Annotated in this window: 14 protein-coding genes; 13 read left to right on the top strand and 1 reads right to left on the bottom strand. The window is 69.7% G+C overall.

What is annotated here, in order from left to right; translation table 11 throughout:
* Positions 1–184: 184 nt before the first annotated feature.
* The 13 genes from pstC to ACT53O_RS11180 all read left to right on the top strand — a co-directional run bounded on the left by pstC (position 185) and on the right by ACT53O_RS11180 (position 16,862).
* Positions 185–1,204: a phosphate ABC transporter permease subunit PstC gene (pstC, locus tag ACT53O_RS11240; RefSeq protein WP_135949419.1), complete on the top strand. Its 1,020-nt coding sequence runs from the start codon at positions 185–187 to the stop codon at positions 1,202–1,204.
* Positions 1,204–2,481 carry a phosphate ABC transporter permease PstA gene (pstA, locus tag ACT53O_RS11235; RefSeq protein ID WP_476152446.1) on the top strand — a complete coding sequence of 426 codons (1,278 nt, stop codon included), beginning with the start codon at positions 1,204–1,206 and terminating at the stop codon, positions 2,479–2,481. Before pstC ends, pstA begins: the two co-directional genes overlap by 1 nt.
* Positions 2,478–4,034: a phosphate ABC transporter substrate-binding protein PstS gene (pstS, locus tag ACT53O_RS11230; RefSeq protein WP_476152444.1), complete on the top strand. Its 1,557-nt coding sequence runs from the start codon at positions 2,478–2,480 to the stop codon at positions 4,032–4,034. The genes pstA and pstS overlap by 4 nt, the downstream gene beginning before the upstream one ends.
* Positions 4,035–4,244: 210 nt before the next feature.
* On the top strand, positions 4,245–6,776 hold the full coding sequence (locus ACT53O_RS11225; protein WP_476152442.1) for a hypothetical protein: 2,532 nt from the start codon (positions 4,245–4,247) through the stop codon (positions 6,774–6,776).
* A gap of 65 nt (positions 6,777–6,841) precedes the next feature.
* Complete coding sequence (locus ACT53O_RS11220; RefSeq protein WP_476152440.1) at positions 6,842–8,056, top strand: hypothetical protein; 1,215 nt, start codon at positions 6,842–6,844, stop codon at positions 8,054–8,056.
* A 34-nt stretch (positions 8,057–8,090) separates the two neighbouring features.
* Entirely contained in the window at positions 8,091–9,653 is a 1,563-nt protein-coding gene (locus tag ACT53O_RS11215) for an immunoglobulin domain-containing protein (protein ID WP_112930909.1), read from the top strand.
* 173 nt (positions 9,654–9,826) lie between these two features.
* A complete protein-coding gene (locus ACT53O_RS11210; RefSeq protein WP_112930910.1) occupies positions 9,827–10,957 on the top strand; it encodes a COG1470 family protein in 1,131 nt (376 codons plus the stop codon).
* On the top strand, positions 10,954–11,721 hold the full coding sequence (locus tag ACT53O_RS11205; RefSeq protein WP_476152437.1) for a hypothetical protein: 768 nt from the start codon (positions 10,954–10,956) through the stop codon (positions 11,719–11,721). Before ACT53O_RS11210 ends, ACT53O_RS11205 begins: the two co-directional genes overlap by 4 nt.
* Positions 11,718–12,692 carry a sortase gene (locus ACT53O_RS11200; protein WP_476152435.1) on the top strand — a complete coding sequence of 325 codons (975 nt, stop codon included), beginning with the start codon at positions 11,718–11,720 and terminating at the stop codon, positions 12,690–12,692. The genes ACT53O_RS11205 and ACT53O_RS11200 overlap by 4 nt, the downstream gene beginning before the upstream one ends.
* Before the next feature lie 227 nt (positions 12,693–12,919).
* Positions 12,920–13,699, top strand: coding sequence for a phosphate ABC transporter ATP-binding protein (locus tag ACT53O_RS11195; RefSeq protein ID WP_476152627.1), 780 nt, complete (start codon positions 12,920–12,922; stop codon positions 13,697–13,699).
* Between the two features lie 17 nt (positions 13,700–13,716).
* Positions 13,717–14,517, top strand: coding sequence for a lytic transglycosylase domain-containing protein (locus ACT53O_RS11190; RefSeq protein WP_476152433.1), 801 nt, complete (start codon positions 13,717–13,719; stop codon positions 14,515–14,517).
* A gap of 201 nt (positions 14,518–14,718) precedes the next feature.
* Positions 14,719–16,020, top strand: coding sequence for an aspartate kinase (locus ACT53O_RS11185; RefSeq protein WP_294946325.1), 1,302 nt, complete (start codon positions 14,719–14,721; stop codon positions 16,018–16,020).
* A gap of 35 nt (positions 16,021–16,055) precedes the next feature.
* On the top strand, positions 16,056–16,862 hold the full coding sequence (locus ACT53O_RS11180) for an IclR family transcriptional regulator (protein ID WP_135949410.1): 807 nt from the start codon (positions 16,056–16,058) through the stop codon (positions 16,860–16,862).
* Here ACT53O_RS11180 and ACT53O_RS11175 read toward each other — a convergent pair.
* On the bottom strand, positions 16,859–17,614 hold the full coding sequence (locus ACT53O_RS11175) for an IclR family transcriptional regulator (protein ID WP_476152430.1): 756 nt from the start codon (positions 17,612–17,614) through the stop codon (positions 16,859–16,861). The two genes, ACT53O_RS11180 and ACT53O_RS11175, sit on opposite strands and share 4 nt — an antisense overlap.
* Positions 17,615–17,624 lie beyond the last annotated feature (10 nt).

Genomic DNA, 17,624 nt, shown 5'->3' with positions numbered 1-17,624 from the left:
GACACCTCTCGCACGCACAGCGGTCATGCGTGCGACACGATTGCAGCGGTCGTCGTTCACCCTCCCGCGTCATCCTGGCTCCGCGAAGCCCCTCCCGAGGGCTCCGCCGCGCGCGCGTTGCGGAACGACCAGCGTCGCTCGGCCTCGAGATCCGCCCACCCGTTCCGCACGCCAGGGAGGCGCCATGACCACTGACTCCGTGACGGAGGTCATCCCGGCATCCCCGGCCCCTCGGCCGCGTTCGCTGGTCTCGCGTCCCGTACAGGCGGACCGGGTCTTCCGCGCCGTCTGCTATGCGGCCGGAGGCATCACCGTGGCGATCATGCTCGCCGTCGGGGTGTTCCTCTCCGGCCGTGCCGGCGAGGCGCTCGCCCGCTCGGGGCCGGCGTTCCTGTGGACCCAGGCGTGGTCGCCGGAGGGCGGAGACGGCCAGTTCGGCATCGCCGCCGTGCTCTTCGGCACCGTCACGATCGCGTTCATCGCTCTGTCGATCGCGTTGCCGCTGTCGCTGGCCACGGCGCTGCTGATCAGCGAAGTGGTGCCCGGGCGCATCAGATCCACGCTCATCTCCCTCGTGGATCTGATGGCTGCCGTGCCCAGCGTCGTGTTCGGCCTGTGGGGTGTGTTCTTCCTGCAGGCGAACGTCATTCCGGTCTCGCAGTGGATCTCCACCTACTTCTCCTGGATTCCCCTCTTCGCCGTCACCGACCCTGCGGGCGCCCGCGTGACGGATGCCGGCGCCTTCACGTCCTCGGCCTTCATCGCCGGCATCGTCGTCTCGCTCATGATCGTCCCGACGCAGACCTCCGTCATGCGCGAGGCCTTCTCGCAAGCGCCGCTGGGTGAGCGGGAGGGTGCGCTGGCCCTGGGATCGACGCGGTGGGGGATGATCCGCACGGTCGTGCTGCCGTTCGGACGCGGCGGCATCATCGGCGGCACGATGCTCGCGCTCGGACGGGCGCTGGGAGAGACCATCGCCGTCGTCATGATCATCTCGCCCATCTTCACCATCAACTGGCAGGTGCTGAAGACGGGAACCAACTCCGTGTCGGCGCTGATCGCCCTCCGCTACGGCGAGGCCAGCCAGTTCGGTCTGTCCGCGCTCATGGCCGCAGGCCTCGTGCTGTTCATCATCACGCTGATCGTCAACTTCACGGCATCCACCATCGTCGCCCGCAGCCGGTCGGGTGCGGAGAGCAACTGATGACGATCATCGAAACAGTCCCGCGGTCGCCGGCCGCGCACGAGCAGTCGCCGAAGGTCCGCACCGCGATCCCCGTCCGTCACGATGAGGTGGGACAGCGGCGCGACCTGCGCAGCGTGCCGCTCGACGACGCGTTCAACGTGGTCGGCGCAGTGGCGGCGGGCATCGCGGTCGCGACGCTGCTGTTCGGCTGGCTGACACCCATGACGGGCTTCATCGGATGGCTGATCATCTCGTTCATCGCCTTCCTCGGCATCTACGCGGTGCTCTCGTCGCTGCGTGCCGATCGCCTCACCGTCAGTGAGCGGATCATGACGGCCCTCTTCTACTCGGCGGGAGCGATTCTGCTCGGCGCCTTGGTGTTCGTGCTCGGGTACACGGTCGTGCGCGGTGTCCCGGCGCTGATCAACCCGAACTTCTTCGTCGAGACGATGAAGCTCGCCGGTCCGCTCGAACCGCTCAGCGTCGGGGGCATCGCGCACGCGATCGTCGGTACGCTCATCCAGATCTCGATCGCCCTCGTCATCACGATCCCGCTCGGAATCACGACGGCGGTGTTCCTGAACGAGATCGGCGGTCGCTTCGCCCGGTTCGTGCGCACGATCTCCGACGCCATGACCGCGTTGCCGTCGATCGTCGCCGGCTTGTTCATCTACGCCGCGATCGTCACCCTCGTCACTCACCAGCGGTCCGGGTTCGCGGCGGCGCTCGCGATCAGCGTCATGATGCTGCCGATCATCATCCGCGCCTCCGACGTCGTCCTCCGCCTCGTGCCGAACAATCTGAGGGAGGCGTCGTACGCCCTCGGCACGACCCGGTGGCGGACGGTCTGGCACGTCGTGCTTCCGACCTCGCGCTCGGGTCTGGTCACCGCGGTCATCCTCGGCACCGCGCGCGGGATCGGCGAGACCTCGCCCGTGCTGTTGACCTCGGGCGTGACGGCCGAGATGAACCTCAACCCGTTCAGCGGCCCGATGATCTCGCTGCCTCTGCAGGTGTTCGACTTCGTCAAGTCGCCCGAGCCGAACATGATCGCCCGAGGCTTCGGCGCGGCCGCCACACTCGTGCTGCTCGTGCTCGCCCTGTTCCTCATCGCACGCCTCATCGGCGGGCGGGGGCCCGGGCAGCTGAGCGACCGGCAGCGTCGCGCGGTCGCCGCGGCATCCGCGCGAGACCTCGGGCGCATCCAGGATGCCGCCGCGCGCACGCCGCGTGCGCAGCCCACGGCATCCGCTTCGCCAGAACCCACCCATTCGAACGAGGAGAACCCGTCGTGATCGCGCGAGCCCGCTGGTACCGTTTCGCCGCCGCGACCGTCGTCGCCGCGCTGATCGCGCTGATCCCGCTGCCTGCGCAGGCGGCCGAGTCGTATGTCCCCATCTCGGGCTCAGGATCGACCTGGTCGCAGAACGCACTCGACCAGTGGCGCAAGAACGTCGCGGGCAACTACGGCATGACGGTGAACTACTCCGGAACCGGCTCCTCGGCCGGTCGACAGGACTTCATCAACCAGACCGTCGACTTCGCGATCAGTGAGATCCCGTTCCAGGCCCACCCGGAAGACGGATCGGCGCCCGAGATTCCGGCCACGACCTACTCGTACATGCCGATCGTCGCCGGAGGTACCTCGTTGATGTACAACCTCAAGATCGCCGGCAAGCAGGTGACGAACCTGCGACTGTCGGGCGAGGTCATCGCGAAGATCTTCACCGGGGCGATCACCAACTGGAACGATCCGGCCATCCAGGCCGACAACCCCGCGCTCGCGATGCCCGACAAGTCGATCACGCCGGTCGTGCGCTCGGACGGGTCGGGCACGAGCGCCCAGTTCACACTGTGGATGTCGTCCCAGTTCCCGAGCATCTGGACGCGCGGCATGACGTCGCAGTTCCCGTCGCTGAGCGGAGCCTTCAAGGCGCAGAGCGGATCACTCGGCGTCGCCGGCTACGTCAGTCAGAACTACGGTGAGGGTGCGATTACCTACGTCGAGTACTCGTACGCGCTGAAGTCGGGCTTCCCGGTCGCCAAAGTCCTGAACAAATCGGGGTACTACGTCGAGCCGACCTACCAATCGGTCGCGGTCGCGCTCATGGGCGCGGCGATCAACTCCGATCTCACACAGAACCTCGACGGTGTCTACAACAACGCCGACCCTCGCACGTACCCCATGTCGAGCTACTCGTACATGATCGTTCCCACCCAGCCGACGAAGGTCTTCACCGCGGAGAAGGGCAAGACGCTGAGCAAGTTCGCGGACTACATGATCTGCGAGGGGCAGCAGCAGGCATCCGCGCTGGGGTACTCGCCGCTGCCGATGAACCTCGTGCAGGCGGCCTCCGACGTCATCAAGACGATCCCCGGAACCGTCGGCGGCGTGGACTTCAACAGCTGCAACAACCCGACCTTCAAGCCCGGCGACTCACCGTCGAACAATCAGCTCGCCGCCACCGCTACGATGCCGGCCGACTGCGACAAGCAGGGAACGACGCAATGTGCCACCGGCACGGGGGGAGCGACTGTCGACACGCCCGTGACCGGTACCGGCGGATCGGGACAGGCGACGAGCGGCTCCGGCGCCGCCGATGCCGCCGCGCCGGCGGCCGCCGCCGGCGCGGCGGCGGGCGGGTCCGACCCGGTCTACGATGCGAACGGCAATCTCGTCTCCGGAGCGAGCACCGGTGGTGCGAAGGCGGTGTCGTCGCCGTTCACCCTCGCCTCCGACGGCTGGGGAGTGCCGCAGATCACGATGCTCGTCGCGTGCGCGCTCCTGCTCGCCGCCATCGTGCTGCCGCCGCTGCTGTCGCGACGCCTGCGCGGCTCGAAGCGCTGAGCACATCGGTCACCCCGCGCCCCTGCGCGTGACGGGGCGCGTCTTCGGCGTGCCTATTTTTTCCGTCTGATCTGGACATTAAAGCGTTCTCATGTTGAGTACGGGCTGGAGCAGGCTCGTTCCCAGGCGATTCATCTGATGTCCACAACCCGCCCATACCTTGATCGCATCCGGCGTAGGTCGCCGCGAATCCCTGGAGAAATCTTGAACGTGTTGCCGCGTACCCGACGCCGCACCTGGTTCGCTTCCGGACTCACCGGAGTGCTCACCGCCGGTGCCGTCTTCGCCCTCGTGGCGGGGCTGGGCGTGACGATCGCGCCGACCGGAGCTCGTGCCGCGGACTCGAGTCAGGTGACGGTGACTGCCAAGGCCCAGGACCGGGATCTCGCCTCGGCGCCGATGCCCGATCTGACGGTGACCGTGTCGCAGACGACGGACCTCGTCAACCAGGGGATCACGGTCAGCTGGACCGGCGCCAAGCAGTCGCAGCCCCCCGTGCCGGGTAGCGGGGGCACCAACTTCCTGCAGATCTTCCAGTGCTGGGGCGACGATCCGACCGACCCCACCCGTCCCGATCGCACCACGTGCGAGTACGGCGCGTTCAACAGGGCCGGCCAGACCCGAGACGGGGCACGGACGCCCGGCAGCGTGGCCGCGCAGGACCAGCAGTACACCGCGCCGGGAACGAACTTCTTCACCCCCACCATTACGGCGATTCCTTTCCGCTCCGCGACCGGAAAGGTCATCGCGACCGTCGTCGACGGCAAGAAGGTGCCGGATGCCGTGAGCGTGAACGTCAACGAGTTCCAGACCAGCTACACGACGAACGAGATCCCCTGGGCCGGCAGCGGCCGCGACGGCGCCGGCTCGGTCGCGTTCGAAACGCACACCGCGCTGCAGTCGATCGGACTCGGATGCGGAGCCGCCGTCGGCGCCGGCGCGAGCGCGACCGGCGCGCCGTGCTGGCTCGTCGTTGTGCCCCGCGGCGTGAACGACGTGGGCGAGACTCAGAACTCCTCGTCGGGACTCTTCTGGGACAACTGGAAGCACGCGCTCGCCGTCCGTCTGCAGTTCCGACCCATCGGCGCGCACTGTGCGATCGGCGCCGCGGAGCGCCAGCTGCAGGGCAGCGAGCTCGTGGCGAACGCGATCCAGTCCTGGCAGCCGACGCTCTGCGGGCAGGCCGGGGGAGCCATCTACTCGCACCTGACCAGCGTCGAGTCGAACGCCGTGGTGGCGGCAGCCGCCGACCCCTCGGCGCCACTCGCCCTGACGTCCCAGCCCCTGCCCGTCGCCGACGGCCAGAAGGATCCGCTCGCCTACGCGCCCATCGCCCTGACGGGACTGTCGGTCGCATTCGCCGTCGACCGCACCGCGCCGAACAGCTCCACGGCGCCGGGTGGTGTGGCGGAACGCACCAATCTGCCGTTCACGCAGATGAAGCTCACTCCGCGGCTGATCGCCAAGCTGCTGACGTCGTCCTATGTCGAGTCCTTGCCGTATGGGGCCGACAAGACGGAGATCGGCTACAAGGACAACGCAAACCCCGGGAGCAACGCCTACAACCTGGCGGAAGATCCGGACTTCCGGTCCATCAACGACGCGGACTGGCAGTACCAGGGTCTTCGCGGTCTGGTCTTCGCCGGGCTCCTCGTTCCGCAGGGCCGATCCGACGGCGCCGTCGCGATCTGGAAGTACATCCTGGCCGACGCGGATGCCCGCGCCTTCCTCAACGGCGATCCTGACCCGTGGGGGATGAAGGTCAATCCCTGGTTCTCCACCAATCCGCGGATCAACCCCACGGGAACGGCTCTCGGCATCCCGATGGACAACTATCCCAAGGCCGACCCCATCGAGAGCCCCGCGGACAAGACCGAGGGAACTCCTCCGATCAACCTGGTGACCTGGCGGCCGTACACCAACGATTACGACTCGGGCGGAAAACTGACGCTTCAGGGCGATGCGCTGCTGCTGGGGTCATGGGATCCGCAGGCGAGCCCACCCAAGTTCAGCAAGACGGTCCGGCGCCTCCCCGGATATCAGGCGGTCATGAGCGTGACCGACCTCGGCGCATCGGAACGCTACGGCGTCCACACCGCGGCGCTCCTGAACCCCGCCGGCACGTTCGTCGCTCCGACGACGTCGAGCCTCACTGCTGCCGCTGCCGCCATGACGCCCGTGGCCGGCTCGTCCGGGATGGTGGCCTTCGACCCGGCCTCATCGCAAGCGGTGGCGGCGACAGACGCGTATCCGCTGGCTATGCCGGTCTACGCGGCGGCCCGCACGGACGGGAAGGATGCCGAGCTGCGCTCCAGCTACGCGTCCTTCATCCGCTACGCGGTGGGCGCCGGCCAGCGACCCGGATCCGCCGACGGACAGCTCCCCGAGGGCTACGCACCGATTCCGACGGCGTGGGTGGGGGCGGCCACCGAGGTCGCCGACCGCATCGCTGCGGGGCCGGTCGCGCCCTCGCCGCAGCCCTCGGCTCCGAGTTCCGCGACGGTCGTCAGAGCACCGGCCCCCGCCGCGGCCGCGCCGCTGAGCTCCAGCGACTCGTCGGGGACGTTGCCGCCCCAGCCGGCGGCGACAGGCGCCGCGATGTCGCTCAGCGCCAGCACGACCCCCGCCGATCCCGTCGCCGCGACCGGCGCGGTGGTTCCCATCGCTCTTCTCGCGGCCGTCGCAGCCGTCATCGTCAGCGCCCTCACGGGCCGCCGGCGACGGATGCCCTCACAGACTTGAGCCCGCTCACCGGGACCAAGACGACGCACACTCGCGTCGGACCCTTCACCTTCGAAAGGCAAACCATGAAGTTCAAGAAGACTGCGTCGTTCGGCGCGGTTGTCGCGCTCGCCCTCGCCGGCGTCGCGTTCGTGGCGGCGCCGGCCAACGCCGAGCCGACCACTCCCACCGGCGGCTACACACTCGCCGGTTCCGACACCATCCAGGACGTCGTCAACGCCCTCGTGAACGGCACCAGCGTCACGGGCTCGTTCGTCCAGGTGAAGGCATCCGGTGTGCCGAACGCGTCCTTCGACGCGTTCCCGAACACCGGCTCGGGCAGCTTCATCCAGACCAAGTCCGGCAGCCAGTTCAAGTACTTCCTGCGTCCTTCCGGCTCGGGCGACGGCATCAACTCGATGATCGCGTCGTTCAACCTCAAGAACAACGGCTACCAGTGGTCCAAGACCGGCTCGCAGAGCCTGCAGGGCTACGTCGACATCGCGCGCTCCTCGGGCGGCCCGAAGACGCTCGACTCCAACCAGTCCAGCCCGGCTGCCAGCGACATCGCCTTCATCCCCTTCGCCCGCGACGCCGTCTCGTACGCGTACGTCGAGGATGCCTCGTGGAGCCAGTCGCAGAAGGACGCGGTCGCGGCCCTCAGCGGCGCGGACCTGAAGAACCTCTACGACGGCACCCAGCCGGTCGCCGGTGTCACCCTGCGCCCGCTGCTGCCGCAGTCCTCGTCGGGCACCCGCAAGTTCTTCCTCGGCAACGGCGGCGGAACGGGCCTCGGCTACTCGAACAACAACAAGCCCGCGGGCGTCGCGACCGGTGACGACGCCAAGCAGGAGAACGTGGCGACCGAGCTGAGCGCCGTCGGCGTCGGCGCGGTCATCCCCTTCTCGGCCGCCGGCTGGATCGCCCAGTCCAACGGTGCCGTTCCGTTCAACTCGATCGCTGCCGCCAACACCGCTCTCGGCTCCGCCGGCAGCGTCAAGCTGGGCAACCCGCTGTCCTCCTCGACGACGGTCTACACCGGCACGTCCTCGCTGACGCCCACCGCCGCCTACTACGCAAGCACCACGTGGGGACGCAACACCTACCTCGTCACCGCGCTGTCCGCGCTCGCGAACGATGCCAAGGTCGCCGCGCTGCTCGACCCGACCAAGACCGGCGCGACCAGCCTCGCTGGCTACGGGACGCTTCCGTCCACCCCGGGAGCCGTGAAGACGAAGTTCGGCTTCCTCGCGCCGTCGACGACGAACATCGTCTACGCCCTGTCCTCCGACACCTACTGATCTGCCGATCCTCAGAAAAGGACACCGCATCATCATGAAGAAAACCATTCAGCGCGGCGTCGCATTGTTCGTGACCGCCGCGGCAGTCACGGCAGTCGGCGCACTGGCGGCCGCGCCTGCGTACGCGGCGGCGCCCGTCAGCAACCAGACGGTCTACCTGCTCGACGGCAATGCGCTCCCCCTCCCCGCGACGGGAAGCAACTGGAAGAGCACTGACGTTCTGCTGTCGCCGGTCGCGAGCGACCCCAGTGCCGCGTCGAAGTTCTCCGACCCGAGCAGCTTCGTCGGCGTCATCACCTTCATCGCGAACCCGGGCACCGAAGACAACCCCGCCGGGTATCTCGGCACGGGAGGCGGGGGTGGCTGGGGTCCTTACGTGACACCCGACACCCTCACGGACAATCCCGCCGTCGCCGGCGACTTCCACGACCTCCTCAACGCGGGCGGCACGTTCAGCCTCGGTCAGGCGTGGCTCGACGGCAGCAACCACGCCGTGCAGGTCGTCTTCACGACCGTGGTGCTGGGTGCCGGTACGGCGACCACGGGCGGCAGCCTCAGCTGGACGGCTCCGGTGTCGACGACCGCCCCGGCGATCACGACGCAGCCGGCCGACAAGACGGTGCTGCCGGGCCAGTCGGCCGTGTTCACGGCCGCGGCCTCGGGCTCGCCGGCGCCGACGGTGAAGTGGCAGTCGTCGACCGACGGCACCACGTGGTCGGACGTGGCGGGCGCCACCTCCGACACCCTCACGGTGTCCAACGTGCAGCTGGCACAGTCGGGTACGAAGTACCAGGCCGTCTACACCAACTCGGCCGGCACGGCGACGACCTCCGCGGCGACCCTCACGGTCACCAACGTGGTGCCCACCGAGCCGACCGGTTCGGACGCGGGCAAGGTCACGATCGCCGACCCCGCCGACGGTGCCACCACGGTGACGGTCCCCGCCGGTGTCGGCCTCAAGGCTCAGACGCTGACCGCCTGGGGCTGGTCCACCGCGACCAACCTCGGTCAGGTCACCGCTGACGCCACCTCCGGTGACGTCGTCGTGAACATCGCCACGCTTGCTCCCGGTGCGCACACCATCGCGCTGACCCAGCCGGGCAGCTCGACGGTCGTCGTGTGGGGCACCTTCACGGTCCCCGTGCCGAGCTACCCCGCCAAGACCGACACGGTCGACCTGCAGGCGGCGGTCACGGCCAGCGACCTGTGGTCGCTGAACGCGGCGCAGACGGCGATCGACTTCGGCAACGTGGCACGCAACGCGTCGTCGACGAAGTCGCTCGGCAAGGTCACCGTCATCGACGACCGCAAGGTGCTCAAGGGCTGGACCCTCGACGCCGCGTGGTCGAAGTTCACGGCGGGCTCCGACGAGATCCCGGCCTCCGCGCTGACGATCACGCCGAAGGCGTTCGACAACGGTTCGCTGCTGCCGGGCGTCACGCTCGGCACCAACGGCACCAAGATCGCCGAGAGCACGGCGGTGTCGACGCTCACCGACGGTGCGCTGCTCGATGCCGACCTGAAGTTCGTGGCGCCGAAGGATGCCGCGGCCGGTCAGTACCACTCCACGCTGACGCTGACGCTCACCTCCAAGTGAGCCCTGCGGCCCGACGCTGAGCCGTGTGGGGAGGTCGTTCGCGACCTCCCCACACGGTGCGTTCACGATGCGATCGGGCCGACGCGGCATCCGTCATCTTCCGGAGCCGTCCCGATCACCCCTCGTTCATCCCCGCGACCACCCCTCGTCGCCCATATCTGCGGAGATTGACCGTGCAGTTCTCGACCACCCGATCGGGAAGGCGCATCCGGCACACGTTCGGTGCGTTCTTCTTCGCGCTCGCCCTCGCGCTCCCCGTCGCCGCGAGCGCGTTGCCCGCTCGTGCCGACGACACCGCTCCCGACCCCGGCGCGTCGGCAGCCTCGGTCGGTGTCGCGACGCGTCCCGCAGGAACGGACGGCCGCCCCGACGGGCGCACCCGATTCGCGTATGCAGCGGATCCCGGCCAGAGCGTGACCGACCAGGTGCTGGTCGGCAACACGGGCACGCAGCGACAGGACTTCACCGTTTACGCGACCGACGCGTACAACGCGACCAGCGGTGAGTTCTCGCTGCTCGCCACCGCCGAGACCCCGCAAGCCCTGGGCACGTGGGTGCGTTTCGAGAACGGCCAGGACCGCATCCAGTTCTCCCTCGAGCCGCAGGAAGTGCGTCTGCTCAGCTTCACCGTCGCCTTCCCCGCGGACGCGACCCCCGGAGACCACGCGGGCGGGATCGTCGCCTCGGTCACGGAGGAGGGGCAACAGGTCAGTCTCGACCGCCGCGTCGCGACGGCGCTGTTCGCGCGCGTGTCCGGCGACCTGCAGCCGCGTCTGACCCTGGCGAGCTTCGATGCGACGTATCAGGGGGACTGGTGGAACCCCTTCGGCGGCACGCTCAAGGTGCTCTATACGGTCGACAACCCCGGCAACGTCGCGCTCGCGGCGAACGTCTCCATGGGCGCCGTGACGTGGTTCGGCATCCCCGCCGCCGAGACGCAGGGCGGAGCGATCCCCGTGCTCCTTCCGGGCAACTCCGCGACCTACGAGTTCGATCTCGTCGGAGTGGGACAGTGGGGTTACCTGAATCCGGCGGCGAAGCTGACGCCGTTCGTCGACGCCCCGGATGCCGCGATGCAGGTCGCGGTCGCACCGGTGAGCCGCGACACGGTTGTCGTCGCCGTCCCGTGGATGCTGCTGATCGCCGCCGCTGTCGCCGCGGCCGTGGTTCTGCTGCTGCGCTGGCGGCGCCGGCGCGACGAGGCGCGCGCCCGGGAATGGATCGCCTACACCGAGCAGCAGGCGGCCATCGCGGCCGAGGCGAGGGTGCGTGCCGCCGCGGCGACCGCCCCGGCGGATTCATGACCGGGATCGGGCGGGCGCTGGTCGCGGCGGCACTCGGGCTCGGACTGCTGCTGGTGCCCTCCACGCTGGTCCACGCCGCCGACGACGACGGCAATGACAGCGCCAACCTCACCGTCACCGTCACCGACGGGTCGACCCCCAGCCCCACGCCGCGCCCCACTTCATCGTCCGCCGCACCCGTCCCTTCTCCCTCGTCAGGCAGATCGGGCCCGGGTACGGGGGCGACGGGTGGACGTGGCGGGACCGGGACGGGCGCCGGCAGCGGGACGGGCACGGGCACGGGCACGGGCACGGGCGGCACGGTCAGCATCGCGGGGATGGTCTACGTGAGCGGTGTCAATTCGTCGGTGGCCCTGTCGCCCGATCCTGCGGAGGCGGATGTCACGCTGTGGCTGTCGGTGCGAAACGCCTCCTCGAGCGTGATCGACCTGACCGCCGACTTCTGGATGGAGAGCGTGCTGTTCGGCACGGCACTGGATTCGGCATCCGCGGTGCCCGTCACGGGGCTGCAGCCGGGCGAGACGCGCCTCATCTCGACACGTCTGCACGGCGCCGGCCAGTGGGGCCTGGTCAACACCCACGTGAAGATCACGCCGCCCGCCACCGTCGACGGCACGGCCTTGACCCCCGTGACCCGCGACGCGCTGGTCGTCGTCTTTCCGTGGTTGAGCATCTTGCTGGCGGCGACGCTCGTGATCGCCCTGCTCGCGTGGCGCGCCGTCGCGCTCGCCCTCGCCGCGAAGACCTCGGAGGCCACGGCATGACCGTGCTCGACGATGCGACTCAGGTCGTCGCCCCGGTCGCGGTGCCCCCGGCATCCGCTCCGCCTCCGCCGCCCCCGCGGCGCCCCCGCCGGATGCCGCGACCCGCTCCTCAATACGCGCCCCTGTCGGCCGGACAGGCTCTCGTACGCGGCATCGTCTCTCTCATCGCCGCCCTCGCCCTGGCCTTCGTGTTCCATCTGCTGGTGCTCAGTCACGTGCTGCACTTCGCCGCGCAGCAGCAGCTCTCCGACACCTACCGCGCGCAGCTCGCTGCGGGCACGGCGCCGGTCAGTGAGGGGGACTTCGACGACGTGCTCCTCGCCGACGGCGCGCCCGTCGGCATCATCGACATCCCCCGCCTCGGGGTGAACGAGGTGATCGCCGAGGGAACGTCATCGGGTGTCCTCGCCGGCGGCCCCGGCCACCGCCGCGACACGGTGCTGCCGGGCCAGGTCGGCGTCAGCGTCGTGATGGGCCGCGCCGCCGCCTTCGGTGGGCCGTTCGGGCGTCTGCAGTCGTTGCAGCCGGGGGAGCGGTTCGAGGTGCGCACCGGGCAAGGGCTGCACACCTTCGAAGTGCTGGGAGTCCGCTACGCGGGCGACCCGACGCCGCCCGCACCCACCCGCGGAGAGAGCCGTCTCATCCTGCTCACCGCGCGCGGGGCGCCGTACGTGCCGACCGGGATCGCGTACGTCGACGCTCGACTCGTCGACAAAGGCCAACCCGCGGGTGCGCGTCAGACCACCCCGATCACGCTGCCGCCGTCGCATGCGGCGCTTGCGACGGACACGACGACCGTGTGGGCACTCGTCTTCGCGCTCCAGTTCCTCGTCGCCGCCGAGATCGCCGCCGTCTGGGCGTTTCGCCGGGTCGGCGCGCAGAAGACCTGGATCGTCTTCGTGCCGATCCTGCTGCTGGCCAGCGTCTTCGTCTGCGATCAACTCGTCCGCCTGCTTCCCAACCTTCTCTGACTCGGAGCCCCATGTCTGACGACATCGAACCGTCCCGCGCAGCCCACCGCGCCGAGCGTGCGCTCCGCCCGCGCTTCCTCGGACGCGCGAGCGGGCGCGCGCCGGTCTCCGCCGCGCTGGTGATGGCCGGTGGCGAATCGACCCTGTCTCCCGCGCCGAGCGGAGCCGTCGTTGTCGGCGGTGCCCCGGGGACGCACACGGATGCCGTCGGCGCGACCGCGGTCCCGCTGTCGCCGTCGCAGCTCGAGGCGCGCTCCATCTCCGCGTGGTTCGGCGACCACCAGGTGCTCCACGACGTGTCGTTGCAGATGCCCGCGGGCCAGGTGACGGCCCTCATCGGCCCGTCCGGCTGCGGAAAGTCGACGTTCCTGCGCATCCTCAACCGCATGCACGAACTGGTGCCCTCGGCATCCCTCGCCGGCGAGGTGCTGCTCGACCACGACGACATCTACGACGCCGGCCATCGTCTCGTCGACGCCCGCAAGAAGATCGGCATGGTCTTCCAGAAGCCGAATCCCTTCCCGGCGATGTCCATCTACGACAACGTCGTCGCGGGCCTGAAGCTCGCCGGCATCCGTGCCAGTCGCGGTGAGAAGGACGAGCTCGTGGAGACCTGCCTCACCAAGGCCGGGCTCTGGCGCGAGCTGAAGGACCGGCTGCGCGCGCCCGGCGGCGGGCTTTCCGGCGGACAGCAGCAACGCCTGTGCATCGCCCGATCCCTCGCGGTGCGGCCGCGGGTGCTCCTGATGGACGAGCCGTGTTCGGCGCTGGACCCGACCTCCACGCGCGTCATCGAGGAGACGATGACCGAGCTTGCTCACGAGGTCACGATCGTCATCGTCACCCACAACATGCAGCAGGCGCAGCGGGTGTCCCAGCAGTGCGCGTTCTTCCTCGCCTCGCAGGGCCAGCCCGGTCACATCGTCGAGCACGGCGACACCGACGCGATGTTCTCGTCGCCGATCGATCCGCGCACCTTCGACTATGTCAACGGCCGTTTCGGCTGACAGGGAGACGGACACGGATGGGTGCGCGGTGGTCGTGGCGCGAGGTCGCACTCGCGCTCGGTGCCGTCGCACTGCTGGCCGTGTTCCTCGGGGGCGTCCTCACACACGTCGAGGCGGCGCCGTCCGTCTCGCCGGCATCACCCGCGGAGCGGCCCGTCGGTGCGTTCGTGGAGATGCCCGAGAAACAGGATGCCGAGGCCGTCGCGCCCGTCACCGGTGATGCGGTGGCCGCGTCGTCGGCCCCGCTCGCGCCCGTTGCGTCGGTCGACCCGGTCTGGCTCTCGCGCGTCTCTGCGGCCACCGGCATCCCCGTGCGCGCGCTGCAGGCGTACGCAAACGCGCAGCTGCGGGTCGCGGCGCAACAGCCCTCCTGCGGGCTCGGCTGGGGCACCGTCGCTGCGATCGGAGCGATCGAGTCCGATCACGGCCGCCACGGCGGTGCGGTGCTCGGCGAGAACGGGTACCCCACTCCCGCCATCCGCGGGCCGGCTCTCGACGGCGACGGCGTCGCCGCGATCGCCGACACCGACGGCGGCCGCTGGGACGGCGACACGCTCTGGGATCGCGCCGTCGGGCCGATGCAGTTCATTCCCGACACGTGGTCACGCTGGGGTGCCGACGGCAACGGCGACGGTGTCGCCGACCCCAACCAGATCGACGACGCGGCCCTCGCGACGGCGCGCTACCTGTGCGGGGCGTCGGCGATGGCGGATGCCGCGGGCTGGCGCGCCGCGGTGTTCGCCTACAACCACCTCGACGCCTACGTCGACGATGTGGCCGCCGCCGCGAATCGCTACGCCGCTGCCGCGGCGGGCTGAGTCCGCACGAACTCCGCAGAATGTCATGAACTCCGCACCCGGGATGCCGATCGGGTGCGGACGTCGTCGCATTCTGCGGACCTGGCGAGGTGCCTCGTCGGTCGCCCGTCACATGGCGTTGGCGGTATGCGCCGATCCCTAGGATGGGGAGGTGGGCGCGGCATCCGAGTGCCCGTCGACATGTCTTCAGGAGTTCCACACGTGGCGCTGATCGTCCAGAAGTACGGCGGCTCGTCCGTCGCCGACGCCGAGAGCATCAAGCGGGTCGCCAAGCGCATCGTCGATGCGCGCCGCGCCGGGCACGACGTGGTCGTCGCGGTGAGCGCGATGGGCGACACGACCGATGAGCTGATCGACCTCGCCGCGCAGGTCGCCCCGATCCCGGCGCCTCGCGAACTGGATATCCTGCTGAGCTCCGGCGAGCGCATCTCGATGGCGTTGCTGGCGATGGCCATCCACTCGATGGGGTTCGAAGCCCGATCGTTCACCGGCAGCCAAGCCGGAATGATCACCACCGCCGACCACGGCTCGGCGCGCATCGTCGACGTCACCCCCGTGCGCCTGCGTGAGGCGCTCGACGAAGGTGCGATCGTCATCGTCGCCGGCTTCCAGGGCTTCAATCGGGATACCCGCGACATCACGACTCTCGGTCGTGGCGGCTCCGACACCACTGCCGTTGCGCTCGCCGCCGCGCTCGACGCCGACGTCTGCGAGATCTACAGCGACGTCGACGGCATCTTCACCGCCGACCCGCGCGTCGTGCCGAAGGCCCGCAAGCTCGACGTCGTGTCTGCCGAGGAGATGCTCGAGCTCGCCGCCAACGGCGCCAAGGTGCTGTACATCCGCGCCGTCGAGTACGCGCGTCGCCACGGCGTGATGATCAATGCCCGCTCGACGTTCAGCTCCGGACGCGGCACGTTCGTGCTCGGCCCGGGCATGAGCGTTCCCGAAAGCCTTGCTCCCGACAACACAGAGGAGTCCCCCATGGAAGAGCCCATCGTCGCCGGCGTCGCCACCGATCTCAGCCAGGCCAAGATCACCGTCATCGGCGTGCCCGACGTTCCCGGCAAGGCGGCGGAGATCTTCACCGTCATCGCCAAGTCGGGGGCCAACGTCGACATGATCGTCCAGAACGTGTCGGCGGCGGCGACCGGTCGCACCGACATCTCGTTCACGCTGCCCAAGTCGGATGCCGCGACGGCGCTGCGGGCGCTCGCCGCCGAGCAGGCGGGCATCGGTTTCGAGAGCCTCGTGCACGACGACCAGATCGGCAAGCTCTCCGTCGTCGGCGCCGGCATGCGCACCCACTCCGGTGTGTCCGCGACGCTGTTCGAGGCGCTGTCGACCGCGGGCGTGAACATCGAGATGATCTCGACCTCGGAGATCCGCATCTCGGTCGTGCTCCGCGGTGACGAGCTCGCCCAGGCCGCCCGCGTCGTGCACACCGCCTTCGGTCTCGACAGCGACACCGAGGCGACCGTCTACGCCGGCACCGGCCGCTGACGCCGAGCGGCCGAACGGCCGCATATCCTCGTTCCATGTCGCCGCGTTCCGTTCCCGAGGATCAGGTCACCGCAGTGCCCTCGCGTTCGAGCATGGGTCGGGGCTTCGACGTGGTGGCCGCCATGGTCGCCCTGTCTCCGATGCACGCGGACGGGGTGAGTGTGCAGCAGGTCGCTCAGCAACTGGGACGCGATCGGTCGCAGGTGTCGCGTACTCTCGCCGCCGTGCATGACGAGGGGCTCGCCGTTCGCGACAGCGAGGGACGTTATCGCCTGTCGTGGGACTGGTACGCCACGGCGCAGGAACTCGTGCATCGGCGGCTGCGCAGCGCCGGGCTCGCCGTGCTCGACGACCTGGCGGCTGCGAGCGGCGAAGCCTGCTTCCTCAGTGTTCTCTCCGGCGATGCCACGGTCACGATCGTGGAGAGCATGCCGCCGGCGACACGAATGATCGGCTCGTGGGTGGGACGCGCCTACCCCGCGTTCTGCAGCGACGCCGGACGCGCCGTGCTGTGGGATGCCGACGAGGAGGAGATCCGTGGTGTCTTCGCCGACACGGACTTCTCCCGCGGCGGCCCCCGCGCTCCGCGCGACGTCGATGAGTTCCTCGCCCGCATGGAGGTGAGCCGCGCGCAGGGCTTCGCGATCGTCGACGAGGAAGCCGAGCCGCAGCTGTTCTCCGTATCGGCGCCGGTGTGGGATTTCCAGGGCGAGGTCGTCGCCGGTCTGCAGATCGTCGGCGAGAAGGATGCGCTGGCGCCCCGTGTCGACGAGCTCGGGGCCGCGTGCGTGTCTGCCGCCACGGTCCTGTCGGCAGCGCTCGGCGCCGCCGACAGACGTTAGGCGGGCTGGTCCGCGACGAGGCTGAGTCTGTCGACGGCGGACGCCAGCGCGGTGAGCGCCTCCCGAACGCGGCGCTGCCCCCGAGCAGGACCCGTCACCGCGACCGCAGCCACGATTCGTCCCCCTCGCCGCAGGGGCAGGGCGTGCTCCTGCGCGCCTTCGACGTACTCCTGCGCCGCGGTGATCCGCCCGCTCGTCCGATCGCGCGCCTGACGGGCGATCACCTCTTCGGGGGAGTGCGCTGCGGCGGGACCGCCGACGCCCACGAACTGCACCGCCTCCAGAAGAGCCGAGATCTCGGCGTCTGAGTGGTCCCAGAGCAGGGCCCGTCCCGCGCCGGTGCACCAGATCGGCAGGCGTGCGCCGGGATGCAGGTAGCCGCCGTCGCGCCCGGACGGATGCTCCACGCGCAAGAGCACGGCCGCAGGGCCGTCGGCGGCGGCGATGACCGCGCTGACGTCGTGGGCGACGGCGAGTCGGCGCAGCTCGCCGCGCGCGGCGCGCAGCCACGGGTGGGCGAGAGACGCGCCGGTGCGCAGATAGCGGGGCCCCGCACCGAAGAGCGTGGCCTCGTCGCGCTCCAGGTAACCCAGCTCGCGCAGCTCCTGAGTCAACCGCGACACGCGGCTGCGCTCGATGCCGGTCGACTCGGCCAGTCGTGACGCGTTGTGCGCGAGCCGACCCGACCTCTCGCGACGCACGGCCTCGTCCACGAGGGCGAGGCCCTGAAGGAATGACGAGGGGGAAGCCATGTCGTGCTCT

This window comes from Microbacterium sp. DMC48 (assembly GCF_056313825.1).
This window is presented reverse-complemented; position numbering and strand designations above follow the sequence as displayed.

What these genes read in the sequence shown, in the direction of transcription:
- ACT53O_RS11220 (WP_476152440.1), top strand. Translation starts at nt 6,842, where the DNA reads ATGAAGTTCAAGAAGACTGCGTCGTTCGGCGCGGTTGTCGCGCTCGCC.
- ACT53O_RS11215 (WP_112930909.1), top strand. Translation starts at nt 8,091, where the DNA reads ATGAAGAAAACCATTCAGCGCGGCGTCGCATTGTTCGTGACCGCCGCG.
- ACT53O_RS11205 (WP_476152437.1), top strand. Translation starts at nt 10,954, where the DNA reads ATGACCGGGATCGGGCGGGCGCTGGTCGCGGCGGCACTCGGGCTCGGA.
- ACT53O_RS11190 (WP_476152433.1), top strand. Translation starts at nt 13,717, where the DNA reads ATGGGTGCGCGGTGGTCGTGGCGCGAGGTCGCACTCGCGCTCGGTGCC.
- ACT53O_RS11180 (WP_135949410.1), top strand. Translation starts at nt 16,056, where the DNA reads ATGTCGCCGCGTTCCGTTCCCGAGGATCAGGTCACCGCAGTGCCCTCG.
- pstA (WP_476152446.1), top strand. Translation starts at nt 1,204, where the DNA reads ATGACGATCATCGAAACAGTCCCGCGGTCGCCGGCCGCGCACGAGCAG.
- pstC (WP_135949419.1), top strand. Translation starts at nt 185, where the DNA reads ATGACCACTGACTCCGTGACGGAGGTCATCCCGGCATCCCCGGCCCCT.
- ACT53O_RS11200 (WP_476152435.1), top strand. Translation starts at nt 11,718, where the DNA reads ATGACCGTGCTCGACGATGCGACTCAGGTCGTCGCCCCGGTCGCGGTG.
- ACT53O_RS11175 (WP_476152430.1), bottom strand. Translation starts at nt 17,614, where the DNA reads ATGGCTTCCCCCTCGTCATTCCTTCAGGGCCTCGCCCTCGTGGACGAG.